The organism is Planctomycetia bacterium, assembly GCA_021413845.1.
Classification (GTDB): domain Bacteria; phylum Planctomycetota; class Planctomycetia; order Pirellulales; family PNKZ01; genus PNKZ01.
In genome coordinates this window covers 19,977-34,583 of the sequence record JAIOPP010000029.1, presented here as the reverse complement: position 1 = coordinate 34,583, position 14,607 = coordinate 19,977, and the positions used below count along the sequence as shown (strand labels likewise).

The following is a 14,607-nucleotide window of genomic DNA, read 5'->3' as shown; positions in this document are numbered from 1 at the left end:
TCGGTTGCTTCCAAGCGCGCATGGCGGACGGCACGTGGACCGTGCCTGCTACTTTACAGTCGCGGAGCCGCGGGCTTCACCGGCGCGGCCCAACTGGGCGATCCCTGCGTCTTCACTTTCCGTTTGAAGACCTTATCGCCGCAGGTCGCGTAGAGGACGTCGAACTTCGGGCCGCCAAACGTTACGTTCGAGACTTTGCTGATCGTGCCTGGTCCATTGGGGACCGGGATAATGCAGTTCACGCGGCCGGCCTGATCGCAGACTTGGATGCCGAGCTTCGTCGCCACATACAGCCGACCGTCGCGATCGACTTCGACTCCGTCGGCACCCGCTTCGTCGGCCGTGTCGGGCACATGCAGGTGATAATACTTCTGCTTGTAGGCGAGCGTTCCATCCGTCGCGATCTGGTAGCTATAGACCCAATGCGTGCGGCTATCGGCGATGTAAAGGAGCGATTGATCCGGGGAGAGGGTGAGGCCGTTGGAGAACTTGAGACCGGTATCGACGACTTTCTTTTCCCCTTTCGGATCGATGTACCAAATCTTGCTCGGCGACTTGCCGTCCCAGCCCGGCTCGGTGACATAGATCGAGCCGTCGTGGCGCACGACGAGATCGTTGCCGCGAAACCCTTCGGCGACGACGGTCCCTTTCCCCGCCGCATCGTAGGCGATGATCTGTTCCGCTCCCCCGGCGACGCTATACAGTCGACCATCGGGCCCGAATGCTTGGCCGTCGCCTCGGTTGGTGTTCTCCAAGAACTTCACGGCTTTTCCTTCGCCGTCGATCTTATAGGTGGTGCTGCTCGGCACTTCGTTGAAGAAGACTTCGCCGGCCGCATTCACGGCCGGGCCTTCCGTAAATTTGTACCCTTCGGCGACCAGTTGCCACGGCTCGTTCGGCAACAGAATCTCTTGCAACTGCGGCGACCCGAGGCCGGGCTTCACGCGCTCCGGCCAACCTTTCCAAAGCGTGCGCATGGCATCGGGAAAGATTTCCGTGGCGTGCTTGCCGTTATGACCGCCGTCTCCCCAAACGTGTTCGACTTGATAGCCCGCGAACTTGAGCGACCGCTCGATCTCTTGGTTCGCCATCCACCAATCGCCGCCGTAGATGTTTTGATCGGCCGAGCCGTCTTGCAGGAAGACCCGGATCGGCCTCGGCTCGTACTTGCGAATGAGGGTCGAGTATTCGTTGCCGCCGCGCAGCCCGACGTACGTGCCGATGCCGCTGAACACGCGTGAGAAAGCATCCGGCCGTTCCCAAGCGGCGGTGAAGGCGCAGATCGCGCCGCTCGAATTGCCCGCGATGCAGCGGTCGTTGCCGTCGGCCGAGAGGCGAATCGCACGACCGTCGGCCGTCGACTTCGTTTCGACCTCGGGCAAGAGTTCTTCGAGCAGAAACCGCGCATAGGCGTCGCCGAGGCCGTCGTACTCGTAGCTCCGATTGAAACGATCCAGGGCTTGATCGCTCGTCGCCTTCACCCGGCCATGCATGATGAACACGCCGATCGTCACCGGGATGTCGCCGGCAGCAATCAGTTTGTCGAACGCCTCGGGTGCTTTGTATTGGATGCCGTCTTGGCAAACGAACGTACAGGCAGGCTTGGCCGGATCGTATTGCTTGGGAACGTAAATCCAATAATCGCGCACCGTGCCGGGAAAAATCTTGCTCTTATCGAACGAGTATTTCACGACCTCCCCTTTCGGCACTTCCTCGGCGGCCGAAGCAAGGGAAGGGAAACAAATCGGCCCGAGCAAAACGCAGCCGAGCAACAGCCAAGCGAACTTCTTCATCGTAGTTTTCTCGTAAGGAGCTTTTCGCATCGTTCAGTCGAACCGAGATGCCGAGCCGATCGTGCTCGTGATTCTGCGTTGATCATGCTCGCCGTGCGGGACATAATGCAAGCCGGTTGCCGAAAATTTCTCGCCTTCGATGCGCGGTGTCTCTATGTCACGAACGTTACGCCGAGCCGCGCAGTGTGCCTGCCTGTTGCTGCTCGCATCCGGTTGGTCGACGCTTCAGGGGCAAACCGTATCGCAAGGCGCCGATGATCCCGTCGCCGCGTGGCGGGGGGCGGAAGTGCGACTCGTTTCGTCGGTTGCCGGTCGCCATACGATTCACAGCTATTACGTCAATAATCCGGAAAGCCCCGACGGCAGCCGTGTGCTCTTCTATGCGTCGAAAGAGCCGAGCGGCTACGTCGGCGATATCGTGATGCTCGATCGTGCGACCGGTGCGGAAACCGTGTTGGCTCGCGATGTCCATGTCGAAGATGCGCATCGCGCGGCTTGTCAACAATGGATCTCCGGGGGCAAACGCGTCGCCTTTCATGAAGTGCGCGATAAGCGTTGGCGCGTCGTCGTCGTCGATGTCGCGACGCTCCAACAAACGATCGTCGCCGAAGATCGGCAACTAGGATTCGGTTGGCCGACGGGAGACGCGCTGCCGATCTACGGCTGCCATTGGAATCCCGGGCCGTATCGCGATTTCGAGATCGTCGATGCCGCGACGGGTAAGATCCGCACGGCAGGGAAAGTGTCCGACGTCGAAACGGCGTACGCTCCGTGGTTGAAGAAACAATTCGGCGACAAGCGGATTTCGCTCTTCTTCCCGGTGATCAGCTCCGATGGGAAGCGAGCCTTCGTGAAGATCGCGGCGGGCAACGGCGGCGACGATTTCATGTCGAAGGGAGCGAGCGTGCGGCAAGGGCTCATCGTCTTCGATCTCGAAAGCGGCAAGATCATTTCCATGCGCGAGAAGTGGGGCCACCCGGCTTGGCACCCGGACTCGCGCACGATCATCGAAATGGGCAACATCCTGATCGATACCAACGACATGGCCGTGACCCGTATTCCGGATCTTCCGAACCTGCGCGGCACGCATCCTTGCATCAGTCCCGATGGGAAGCTGATGGCGACGGACGGCGTTGCCGATTCCATCGGCGGAAAGTCCGGCGAGTGGGGCGTGATGGCCGGCGATCTTCGCGGCGGACGCTACGCATTGTTGCACCACTTCGATAATTCGCACGGAGCCCGTTCGTGGCGCCGCAACGACCCGCATCCGGTCTTCAGCGCGGATAGCAAGCGAATCTATTTCAACGTCTCGGCCGGCGACTTCACGCAACTTTACGTCGCCGCAGCGAAATCGACCGGCAACGCACCTTAACACCGAAAAAGCGACACGATCTTGGAATCCAGCAACGAGTTTAAGAACGGCATGGAACGCTTCGAGCGCGAGTCGCACGAACACTTCATGCGCATGGCGCTCCGCGAAGCGGAACGGGCCTACGCCGAGGACGAAGTGCCGGTCGGAGCCGTGATCGTGCATGGCGAAGATGTGATCGCGTCGGCTCATAACCAGCGCGAGCAGCTGAACGACCCGACCGCGCATGCCGAGATGATCGCGATCACGCAAGCGGCTCAAAGTCTCGGCAGTTGGCGGCTCGATGGTTGCTTGCTCTACGTCACGCTCGAGCCTTGCCCGATGTGCGCCGGTGCGATCGTGCAGGCGCGGATGCCGTGGGTCGTTTACGGCGCGGCCGACCCTAAAGCCGGCGCGGTCGATTCGCTCTTTCAGCTGTTGCGCGATCCGCGCTTGAACCACCGCTGCCTGACCGCCTCCGACGTCCTAGGGCGCGAATGCGGTGAGATTCTTTCGCGATTTTTTCAAGAGAAGCGGAAGCTCGGGAAGAAGTGACGTTCGGCGAGACTACTTCAGGAACTCTTCCGAAACGTTGACGTCGAGTCCCGTCTTCGGCAGCGGCAGCTTCATCGTCCAGAGCACACCTTGCGCGAGGAGCCGGCGATATTCTTCGCGCTTCCAGTTCTCATGATAGTGCAGGCCGGTGAAGCCGAACGAGCGGCCACGGTCGGGCCGATCGTATGCCCAGCCGACCATTTGCTCCTCGGGTTGCTGATCGGCGGCGGCGATCCGAATCGTCGCGATCGGAAGTAATCTCGCGCTCCCGTCGGTGGGGCGCTTCAGCGCGAAGTAGAACTCTTCGTGAATCCGGAACGGCTTGAGCCCCGCGCAAATCGGATGCTCGGCGACAGGGAGCGCGACTTCCGTCTCGACGACTTGATACTTCCGATCCGGCCCGCCGTGGCACGCACCGAACAACTTCACGAACGGCTCGATGTTCGCGGCGTCCTTCGTGCCGATCCCCCAATGAATGCCGGTTAGGCCGGCGCCGCGTTGGGCTGCTTTCACGAAAGCTTCATAACGGCGCGCATCGGCCGAGATCCACTTCGCCCCTTCCGACACGAACAGCACGACCCCATCGACCTTGCCGAGCAGCTCCGGCCCCTCGGTCCAATCTCCGTCGGCTTGCACGACCTCGACTTTCAACCCGGGCACACGCTCCAGCACCTGCTGGAGGATCCGCTGGCCCCGCATGTATTCATGCGTGCCGGGAGGATGACCGTCGGGCTTTTGCCCGAGCAACAGCAACCGCTTCGGAGCAGCGTCATCGCCGCATGCCGCGGTTCCCTGAGCCAGACCGACGAGCATCGCCAACCCTACGACAACGAGAAACTGCGGCGAGCGGTGAACGTTCTTCATCATGGGCTCCGTAGTAAACATGCGCCGTTCTCTTCGTTCGTATCTACACGATCAGGCCCGACTGCGGATCGACGCCGATTCCATCGACCAGTTTCGTCAGCGCATTCACCACGATCAAGAGCATGCTCGGATCGAAACCTTCGCCTAGCTCTTCGTCGTCCTCGTCTCCCATGTTCGATTCGTCGACGCGCTCGAATTGCATCACCTCGAAACGAGCGTTGCACATCGCCAGCCGATGCAAGCGTTTCGGATCGGAATCGCCGGCCGATTTCATTTCTTCCGCCGATGTTTCGGCTTGCTCGTGAATATCGTCGCCGGCGAGATAAGAAATCTCCAGCGCGGCGCGGTCCATCGTCGAGAGCACCGTGATCGACTCGATGTTTCCCATCTCATCCGCTTCCGGGTGTTCCAACGCATAATGGTCGGGCAGGGCGGCGAGCGTCGTTTGCAGTTGCTTGAGCGTCGGCCGGCGCGCGGCCATGAACCAAACGAAGTAGGTGTCGCGCCAGGCGAATTGCTCGCTTTCCGAATGGGCATCCGAATCCGACATCGATAAGCCTCCGTGAATGAACCGAATCCGCGGCTTTGCGCCGAAAATGTTATAGCAGACGTTTCGCTCCGCCGGCGGGCCGGCCCCCTGCGACGATCGACGATAGAATGCCCCTTAAACTCGCCGGCCGTCTGCTGCTCTTTCGGGGGTGTCGCGGCAGGCCGTCGTCGCTTCTCGTCGACGGCGCAACGATTTACGGACACCACGAACTCGATTTGTGAGAGCATGATGGAACTGCGCGGATTGATTTTCGATTGCGACGGAACGTTGGTCGACACGATGCCCGCCCACCTCGAGGCTTGGCTCGAAACGCTCGCCGATTTCAACCTCACGCTGGATGAAGATCGCTTCTACGCGATGGGGGGCTGGCCGACGAAGACCGTCGCCAAAGCGCTATTCGACGAAGCGGGCATCCCGATCGATGTCGATGAAATCGCACTGCATAAAGAAACGCTCTATCTCAAACGGCTCGCCGACGTCACGCTGATCGAGCCGATCGTGAGCATTGCCCGAGAGTATCGCGGCAAACTGCCGATGGCCGTAGCGACGGGGGCTTCGCGCAGCGTTTGCGAACGAACGTTGAACATCGTCGGCATTCGTGATTGGTTCGATGTGCTGGTCACGAGCGACGATGTCACGCGGCATAAACCCGAGCCCGATATTTTTCTGGAGTCGGCCCGCAAGATCGGCGTGCAGCCGGCGAACTGTCGCGTCTACGAAGATGCCGATCCGGGCATCGAAGCGGCCCGGCGAGCCGGAATGGAGTTCGTCGACGTCCGCACGATTTACCGTCCGCGTCGGGTAACGCCGCTCCCGCGATAAAAGTAGCAGGCACGTTCCACGTGCCGTAGCCACATGCGTCGTTCGGCGAGGGAGTCGGATTCGGTAGCCCTCGGGTCATTTGCGGCGGACGGCACGTGGAACGTGCCTGCTACAGAGAGGTGCCGTAGCCGGCCGGACGGCATTTGCGATAATAGGCCCCTTTCCGAACCTCGCCCCATGCCCGATCTCGCTATGACTCCTTCTCCCGGCTTGCGTCCGCTCGTCGTCGATTCGAAGCGTCGCTTAGCGGAAGGTCGCGAGCGCATTCGGCAGCGACACGAAAAAGGTTCGCCCGGCATTCAAGTCTGTCGGGCGATGACCGAGCTTTACGACTCGATCGTGCTGGAGCTCTATCGTGCGGCGCTGGAAGACCTCGGCGAGGCGGGGCCGGACGGCTTGGAGAAGCTCTGTTGCGTGGTTGCGCACGGCGGCACCGGTCGACAAGATCTCGCTCCCTACAGCGACGTCGATCTCATGCTGCTGCACGCCGAGGGCGCCGATGCGCAGCGACGAACGGCGCGTCTCGCGGAGCGCATGATGCGCGATGTCTTCGACGTCGGTCTACAGCTCGGACAATCGGTGCGCACGATCGCGCAAGCCTGCAACTCCGCGCGCGACGACGCCACGATCTGCACGTCGCTCATCGAATCGCGTCGACTATGCGGCAGCCCGGAGTTGTTCGATTCTTTTAAGAATCGCTATAAGAAAGCGACGATGCGGCGCGCGGATGCGCTGCTCGCGATCGTCGAAGCGGCCCGCGGCGAGGAACGAAATCAGTACGGCGAAACCGTTTATCTCCTGGAACCGAACCTCAAGCGTTCGCGCGGCGGATTGCGCGACATCCAGTTCGTTCGTTGGGTCGGCTTCTTGAAGTACGGCATGGCCGAGCCCGACGGCTTACGGTTGCAGGGCGACTTGAGCCGGGAAGACTTCGACGCTCTGCAGGAGGCGTGGGAATTTCTGTTGCAACTGCGCAACGACATGCACTTTCACGCCGGCAAGAGCAGCGACGTACTCGACAAGGCGGAGCAAATGCGATTGGCCGCGGTGCGCGGCTTTCGCGGCAATGCAGGGCAACTCCCGGTCGAGGAGTTCATGCAGCAATACTTTCGACTGACGAGTCGCGTGAGCGGAATCGCAACACGGTTCATCGATCGAACCCGTGAAACGCCGCTCTGGTCGAAGATGATGAGCCCGCTGGTGTCGCACCGCTTCGAGCGCGACTTCGTGGTCGGGCCGCAGCAGATCGGGCTGCGTCGTTCGGCGCATGCGCAATTATCCACCGGCCTCGACGAAATTTTGCGGCTCTGCGTGCTCGCGAATCTTTACGATAAGCCAATCGATCGCGACACGATCGAAGCGATTCGCGAGGCGGTGCCGAAGCTCCCTGCGACTCCGACCCCGAAAACGGCCGAGAAGTTTTTGGTATTGCTCGACCACTCGGCACGGCTTCCCGAGTTGTTGCGAATGCTGCACGAAGTCGGCGCGCTGGAAAAGATTCTTCCCGAGTTCGCGCATGCGCGCTGCTTGCTGCAGTTCAACGAGTATCACAAGTACACGGTCGACGAACATACGTTTCGCGCCGTCGAATACGCCACGGCGCTCGTCGGCGATACGGGCGTGCTCGGGCAAGCCTACGAAGGGTTGAAGCGAAAACGCATTCTTCACCTCGCGTTGTTGTTGCACGACTTGGGCAAGGGCTACGCCGAAGATCATAGCGAAGTCGGCTTGCGCATCGCCGCGGAAACAGTCGTGCGCCTCGGCATCGAAGAAGCCGACGGCGAAGCGCTCAAGTTTCTGGTTCACAAACATCTCGTGATGTCGCATCTGGCTTTTCGCCGCGATACGAGCGACGAGCGCGTGTTGCTCAAGTTCGCGGTCGATGTCGGGTCGCCCGAGTGGTTGCAGATGCTCTTCGTGCTGACGTGTTGCGACACCGCGGCCGTCGGGCCCGGTACGCTCAATGCTTGGAAGACGGAGGTGTTGGCGGATCTTTATCGCCGGACGCGCCGCAAGCTGACGAGCGACGCAGCGGACGACGACGGGACCGCGGCGCTCGACGAACGACGCGGCCTGGTGCGTAGCGCGCTTGCCGCCGTATCGAAACAGGCATCAGCTCAAGATACGGCTTGGTACGAAAAACGGATCGCAGGCTTGCCGCCGAGTTATCTTCGTGGAGTAGCCCCGGAGCGGATCGCCGAAGACTTGGGCAAGCTTCGCACGCTCGATCGAAGTCAAGCGATCGCGCAGGCGCGATACCTTCCCGAAAGCAACACGACCGAGTATTGGATCGGCACCTATGAAGACATTGCGCCAGGCGTGTTTCATCGTCTGACGGGAGCGCTCGCCGCGCAAGGATTGCAAATTCTCTCCGCCGAAATCAACACGCTTGATGAGGGGTTGATCGTCGATCGGTTTTGGGTACAGGATCCCGACTATGCCGCGGAACCTTCCTCGACGCGCACCGACGAGGTTTGTCGAGCGCTCGTGAAATCGCTCGATCCTCGGCACAATCGCCGACCGGTGTTTCGTCGCGTTTGGGGAAGCGCAGCGGTGCGCAATGCCGCGCTGCCGGCGCTGCCGACGCGCGTGCAGACCGACAACAACACCTCGGATCGTTACACCGTCGTCGACATCTTCGCCGCCGATCGACGAGGCTTGCTCTATACGATTACGCGGACCCTGTTCGATATGAAACTATCCGTCGGGGTCGCCAAAATCGGCACATACGTCGATCAGGTCGTCGATGTGTTTTACGTCGTCGATCAGAAAGGGAAGAAGATCGATTCGACCGCCAAGCTCAACGAACTGCGCACGCGTTTGCTCGTCGAAATCGAGGCTTGGGAACGAAGCGATGCTTCGAAGCAATGACGTCGCTCCGGAGTCTTGAGAGCGTCAGCGCGTGAGCTTGGCGAGATACGCGCGCCATTCCGTTTCGAATTCCGCCGGCGACTTCTTCACGAAGCTCGCGAAGCGGGTCGTGGGATCGGCATTGCGGTTCTCGACATAACGGTCGAGCGACTCGCGCGGCGTGAGTCGTTTCGTTTCCGCTAGAAGCTGAACCAGGGCCCAGGCGAACACGTAGCGCCGGCGCACATCGTCGGTGCCTTGCGCGACTCCTGCGAGGTAATGCTTCCCTTCCAGCGAGAGCAGCGAACCGACGCTCGGAATCTCTCCGTTCTTCGCTTCGTCGCGCAGTCGCTTCACCAACTCGGGGGCCGGAGCGTCGACGATCGGTAGCTCGTTGCGCCAGCGCGCGTTTTCGACGAATTGCGCCAAACCTTCATCCAGCCAAGCTGGTAAGCCTCCATGCTCGCGCGGGTACACTTCTCTCTCGACGTAGGCGTGAAACAACTCATGAGCCGCGAGCGCGAGCAGGCGAGCGGTGGCCTCGTCGTAGAGCTTTTCGTTTTTCTCGTCCGCTTCTTTTCGTTCTCGCTTCGCTGCGGCTTTCGACCGTTGAAACTCTTGATTCTGTCGTTGCAATAGGTCGTGCCGCTCTTTGTCCGGCACGTTTTCGCGTCTGAAGCGGAGTTCCTGCTCTTTCTGCGAAGCGGCAAAGCGAAGCGCCGTGTCGACGCGCGCCTCTTCGATCTTTTTCGAGCGCTCCTGGGCCGCGCTCAAGATATCGTCGAATTTCGCGCCGTCGAAGCCGAGCAGAATCAGATGGTCTACGGCGATGTAACAAGCCGGATTGCCGACGCGCAGCCCCCGCTTAGCGACTTCGGCCCGATAGGCTTCGAGCGTGCCGAAGAGCCGGATCCGAAGTTCGCGGCGCTCAAGGCTCGACGACGCCGAGACCTCGCGCGTGGGACTCGCGAGTAGCGGTTCGAGGCGCGGCGGCAAGAACGCTCGATAGCGCACCAGCTGCCGACGGACATGCTCGGCCACGCGCTTCGTGACGGCCTCGGAGGCGGTGCTCGTCAGGTCGATGCCGTCGGCTGGGATCGACGTCGGCTCGACGGCGAACGCACGGCCTTGCCCGAGGTTCGGTGCGGCAAGAATCGAACAAGAGATCAGACACGCCAGGGCGTGAGAACGACGATCCATGAAGCGGCGCCGACTGCGCGAGGGGCGAACGAACGTGATCGAAAGCATGTGAAACGCATTCGTCACGATCACGCGCCGCGACACGACTGTCAAGTCCGCCACGTCGCTCGGCCGAAGAGCCGGCCGGCTGAAATCTTGCCGCGATAGCTAGAAGCAGAAATCAGATCGGACTACGGCCGATGAATTTGCAGCCCATCAGGTAGCCGTCTCCCTCGCCCAGCGCGGTGCTCTCGCAACGGATGACTTCCGCCGTGAGGTAAATCCAGGCGCCGGTCTTGCCGAGCCGTACGGAAAGCACGTTCGATTCCGGTACTTCGGCATTGATATAAGAGAAGCCGGCAGTGGAGATATCGCGGCATCCCACCTCGATGAACTCCGCATCGCCGGGGACCGCGCTGCCGAGCATCGGAGCGATCCATTGCTTGCAATGAAACGGAATCCGCGATCGCTCGCGACGGCATGAATTGGCTTGCGAAGTCGCGTCGGCGGTCCGCTTCATCTCATGGACCATCGAATAAAACTCGACGTCGCTTTGCAGAGTGCAGGGCATGCTCAGGCCTCGAAAAGAGGTTAAATCACGGCACTACGATCAGTTCCGCCTACATGCGCGGTGTTCAATCGAAAACGTATGTCGAAAACCTTCGAGAGGCAAATTCCGGAGGCAAATTACAGGTTTTCGGCCAATAATTCCCCTAATCGGTCGATCGTGGCCATGGTCGCGGCGTCGGCCCGCTCGACGAGGGCGAAGTCGCGGGCCCGTCCGCGCAGGGCATCTCCCGGCTCCAAGGCGTTAAGGTGCTTAACGAATTCCGCTTGATGCGCCGGGGCCAGCGTTCCATACAACGCGACGAACGAAGCGAGCGCTTCTCCCTTCAACGCCACGCTGCCGAAATGCGCGACTTGAAACTTCTCATTCGGCACCGACCACGAAGCCATGCAGAGCATCGGCAACCCCAAGCTCGGGGAGTTCAACGCTCCGCGCCAACGGACGACCGATTCATCGACGTCGAACGCGCCGTTCGTCAGGTAAGGCCGCGCTGGAATGCGGAGTTGCAATCGCAAGTCGTCTCCCGTTTCCAAGAAGCCCGGTCCGGCGATCGTCGGAGTCATGAGTTCTTCCAAAACTTGAAACGGCTCCGGTTTTTCCTCGTCGGGCTTTTTCAGCTTCTTCCAAGCATTCAACAGACGGGCATATTCGGGCGTCGTTTTTAGCAGCGTGCGCCACGACTCGGCGAACTCGTCCGTCGGTGCGAGAAACGCAAACTCCTTGTCCGCCTCGGTCGCGTCGAGCTTGCAGTTCTTGCCGAGCAGGCGACGTACGAGCCGCAGGATTTCCATTTCGCGGTTCGAATCTTGCGCGATGAGCGCCGTCAACTCGCCGGAGGTGAAATATCCCTGCTCGATGCAATACTGTCCCACGCGCAGCAACGGATGATCGTGCGGAACGAGTTTCGTCTCGGAACCGGTTCGTTCGTTTTCGTTCGTCGCCTCGGGCTCGTGCCGCGCCGGCGCCATCGAAAAAAAGATCGAGATGTTGCGCAGATCTTGACGGAATTCTTGATGCAAGAGGCGGTGGACGGGCTCGCGGTGCTGGGAATCCTTCAAGCGTTCGTCGAACCAAGCGACCGTCAGGTCGGTCACGCGATCGGCGGCGGTGCGGCGATCGTAGAGTTGCCCGTCGAGATCGTCGTTGCCTCGAAAACGCTCCAAGTACCAATGGGCCGAGCCGAGCGGGGAGTCGAGCATTTCGTAAGTGCCCGAGCCGCCGAAATCGACCGGCATCTTCTTCGTGAACGTCCCGCGAAACGTCTGCCGAATATCGGCATCGCCGGTTACTCGCTCGGGATACAACTCGCCGAGCCGTTTCAACTGCTCGGGCTTATGCGGCTTATTCGGTTTCACGTTTTCCGGCGCCGTCGAAGCCGCCGGCGCTTCGCTTTCACGCCACACGGTTAGCGTGCGCACCAGCCCTTTGTCGGCCGGTTCCAAGCGCAGGTCGTAGACATCGCGCTCGCAACCCACGGCCGACAAGATCAGCACCGACATGAGAATCCGTTGCCTCAGGTCGCAACATTGCATGGATCGCTCCTAGCCGAATGGTTGTGTCGGGCTGAAAAGTTGTGCCGCGCCGCGGCGCGGTGTATCGTGGGCGAGTTCGATCCCGCCATGCTATGCCCTCGCCCGCCACGGAGCAACTTTTCATGCTCGCTCTCCGATCGCGTCTCTCAGTCGTTCGCACGATCGCACTGGGGGTCGGTTATGCGTTGTTGTATGCGTCGTTCACGGCGACGACGTTCGGCCAAGCTGCTGCGCCGCTTCCCGGCACGCAACCGCTGGTGTGGCAAGGAGACATCTCGCTGCGCATGGTCGACGATCTCCACAGCTTTGCCGATCGCGAAACGGCGGCGAGCGTCGAACGCCGCGCTCGTCATTGGCAGCGCGACTTCTCCAGCCCCACGGCCTATGTGAAAAGCATGGAGTCGAATCGTGCGCGATTAGCGAAGTATCTCGGGTTCGGCGACCCGGCGAAAAAAGAACTGCGCGATAAGAACGAAGTCTCGGTAGAGCAAGGTGAGAACTATGGTCCGGGATTTAAGCTGGTTCACAGCGTCGTCGCAGTCGCCACGGGCTTTGAAGCGGACGTGTATGAACTGTATCCCGACAAACCGCTTCGCAACTCCCCGACGATCATCTTGCTTCCCGACGCCGATCAAACGCCCGAGTCGTTCATAGGCTTCGATGAAAATGCACCGGACGAGCGCGCGGTCGCACGACGGTTCGTCGCGGCGGGATTTCATGTGGTCGTTCCTCGGTTGATCGATCGGAATCACGAGCACTCGACATTGGTGAACGGCGCAAGGAAAACACCGCAGCCGCATCGCGAGTTCATTTATCGTCAAGCGTTCGAAATGGGACGCCATGTGATCGGATACGAGCTCGATCTGATTCGCATCCTGACGGAACTACACGGCGATAAAGCGGTCGACGGGAGAATTACGAGCGTTGCGATCGCGGGATACGGCGAAGGAGGCCTCCTCGCACTTTATGCGGCCGCGCTCGATCCGCGCATCCAAGTCGTCGGCGTCAGCGGCTACTTCGGGCCGCGCGAGCAGTTGTGGCAAGAGCCGATCTACCGGAACGTCTGGGGCTTGCTCGACGAATTCGGCGACGCCGAGTTGGCCGCGATGATCGCGCCGAATCAATTGATCGTCGAAGCCTCGCGAGCGCCGAAGATCAAGATTCCCAGCGACGGCAAAGTAGACGTGACTCGAATCACGCCCGGCACTTTGACGACGCCGGCGATCGGCGATGTGAAAGCCGAGATCGCCAGGGCCTTAAAGCTTACGGAAGGTCATCCGGCATTTGCGAACCAAGTGAAGCTCGTCGCCGGCGATGCGGCCGACCAAGCCCCCTGGAGCGACGCATTCATCGCCGAGCTCGTCGCGGCCTACGGCGACGACAAGATCCCGAACCCACCGCCGAGGCCGAGCGAGTCTGCGTTCGGAAGTCGGCACAAGCCCGAGCATTGGCAAGGGCGTTACGTCCATCAACTCGTCGAGCAGACGCAGGCCTTCGTTCGCGAAAGCGAGTACGTTCGCAAAGACTACTGGAAGAATGCCGACCACGCCGCGCGCGATCCGGAGAAGTGGAAAGCTTCGCTCGGGCCGTATCGGAAACATTTATACGAAGAGGTACTCGGCAAGATCGAACTGCCGCTCTTGCCGCCGAACGCGCGCACGCGACAAATCTACGACACGCCGAAATACGTGGGCTACGAAGTCGTGCTCGATGTATTCGACAACGATCCGGAGAAACCTGAGGCGAACGTGTTTGCATACGGCGTGCTGCTGGTGCCTAAAGGTTTGAAATCGGGCGAACGCCGGCCCGTCGTCGTATGTCAGCATGGGCTCGAAGGTCGGCCGCGCGATACGATCGATGCCGGCGGCAGCGGCGAGCGCTACTACCATCGCTTCGCGCATCACTTGGCCGAGCGAGGCTTCGTTGCGTTCTCGCCGCAGAATCCGTACTTGGGGAAGCACCACTTTCGCCAACTCGTGCGGAAGCTTTATCCGCTGAAGCAGACGCTCTGGTCGGTGATCGTTCCGCAGCATGAGCAGATCACGAACTGGCTCGCGTCGCTAGGGTTCGTCGATGCCGAGCGGATCGGCTTCTACGGCCTGTCGTACGGCGGCAAGACGGCGATGCGCGTGCCGGCGCTGGTCGAGCGCTATTGTTTGTCGATCTGCTCGGGCGACTTCAACGAGTGGATTCGGAAATGTACGAGCGTGCGTGATCCGTTCAGTTATATGGGGACCACCGAATACGAAATGTTCGAATTCGATCTGGGTCACACGTTCAACTACGCCGAGATGGCGTACTTGATTGCGCCTCGGCCGTTTATGGTCGAGCGCGGCCATCGCGACGGCGTCGGTATCGACGAATGGGTCGGCTACGAATACGGCAAAATCCGACTACTCTACGCCGATCTCAAGATTCCCGAGCAAACCGAGATCGAATACTTCGACGGCCCTCATGAAATCCACGCGGTCGGCACGTTTGATTTTCTGCACAGACATTTGCAATGGCCCGCGCCGAAATGACGACGGTCGCGATCCGCGTATAGT

Annotated in this window: 11 protein-coding genes; 5 read left to right on the top strand and 6 right to left on the bottom strand. The window is 60.6% G+C overall.

What is annotated here, in order from left to right; translation table 11 throughout:
- Positions 1–53: 53 nt before the first annotated feature.
- On the bottom strand, positions 54–1,793 hold the full coding sequence (locus tag K8U03_06580; GenBank protein ID MCE9604557.1) for an SMP-30/gluconolactonase/LRE family protein: 1,740 nt from the start codon (positions 1,791–1,793) through the stop codon (positions 54–56).
- Positions 1,794–1,947: 154 nt separating this feature from the next.
- Here K8U03_06580 and K8U03_06575 point away from each other — a divergent pair, with 154 nt between their 5' ends.
- Together K8U03_06575 and tadA are read left to right on the top strand one after the other, a co-directional pair.
- Entirely contained in the window at positions 1,948–3,165 is a 1,218-nt protein-coding gene (locus K8U03_06575) for a hypothetical protein (GenBank protein ID MCE9604556.1), read from the top strand.
- A 51-nt stretch (positions 3,166–3,216) separates the two neighbouring features.
- Positions 3,217–3,696 carry a tRNA adenosine(34) deaminase TadA gene (tadA, locus tag K8U03_06570; protein MCE9604555.1) on the top strand — a complete coding sequence of 160 codons (480 nt, stop codon included), beginning with the start codon at positions 3,217–3,219 and terminating at the stop codon, positions 3,694–3,696.
- Between the two features lie 12 nt (positions 3,697–3,708).
- On the opposite strand, the gene K8U03_06565 is transcribed toward tadA, so the two are convergent.
- Both K8U03_06565 and K8U03_06560 read right to left on the bottom strand, forming a co-directional pair.
- Positions 3,709–4,560, bottom strand: coding sequence for a ThuA domain-containing protein (locus tag K8U03_06565; protein ID MCE9604554.1), 852 nt, complete (start codon positions 4,558–4,560; stop codon positions 3,709–3,711).
- A gap of 43 nt (positions 4,561–4,603) precedes the next feature.
- On the bottom strand, positions 4,604–5,110 hold the full coding sequence (locus K8U03_06560; GenBank protein MCE9604553.1) for a hypothetical protein: 507 nt from the start codon (positions 5,108–5,110) through the stop codon (positions 4,604–4,606).
- 228 nt (positions 5,111–5,338) lie between these two features.
- Between K8U03_06560 and K8U03_06555 the strand changes: the two genes are divergently transcribed.
- Together K8U03_06555 and glnD are read left to right on the top strand one after the other, a co-directional pair.
- Positions 5,339–5,932: an HAD-IA family hydrolase gene (locus tag K8U03_06555; GenBank protein ID MCE9604552.1), complete on the top strand. Its 594-nt coding sequence runs from the start codon at positions 5,339–5,341 to the stop codon at positions 5,930–5,932.
- A gap of 177 nt (positions 5,933–6,109) precedes the next feature.
- Positions 6,110–8,803 carry a [protein-PII] uridylyltransferase gene (gene glnD, locus K8U03_06550; protein ID MCE9604551.1) on the top strand — a complete coding sequence of 898 codons (2,694 nt, stop codon included), beginning with the start codon at positions 6,110–6,112 and terminating at the stop codon, positions 8,801–8,803.
- 24 nt (positions 8,804–8,827) lie between these two features.
- Here glnD and K8U03_06545 read toward each other — a convergent pair whose 3' ends face one another.
- The 3 genes from K8U03_06545 to K8U03_06535 form a co-directional block, all read right to left on the bottom strand.
- Positions 8,828–10,084 (bottom strand): hypothetical protein, encoded by a 1,257-nt coding sequence (locus tag K8U03_06545; protein MCE9604550.1) that lies wholly within the window; start codon positions 10,082–10,084, stop codon positions 8,828–8,830.
- Positions 10,085–10,142: 58 nt separating this feature from the next.
- On the bottom strand, positions 10,143–10,532 hold the full coding sequence (locus K8U03_06540; GenBank protein ID MCE9604549.1) for a PilZ domain-containing protein: 390 nt from the start codon (positions 10,530–10,532) through the stop codon (positions 10,143–10,145).
- Between the two features lie 116 nt (positions 10,533–10,648).
- Positions 10,649–12,061, bottom strand: coding sequence for a hypothetical protein (locus K8U03_06535; GenBank protein ID MCE9604548.1), 1,413 nt, complete (start codon positions 12,059–12,061; stop codon positions 10,649–10,651).
- Positions 12,062–12,183: 122 nt separating this feature from the next.
- Between K8U03_06535 and K8U03_06530 the strand changes: the two genes are divergently transcribed.
- Entirely contained in the window at positions 12,184–14,583 is a 2,400-nt protein-coding gene (locus K8U03_06530) for a hypothetical protein (protein MCE9604547.1), read from the top strand.
- Positions 14,584–14,607 lie beyond the last annotated feature (24 nt).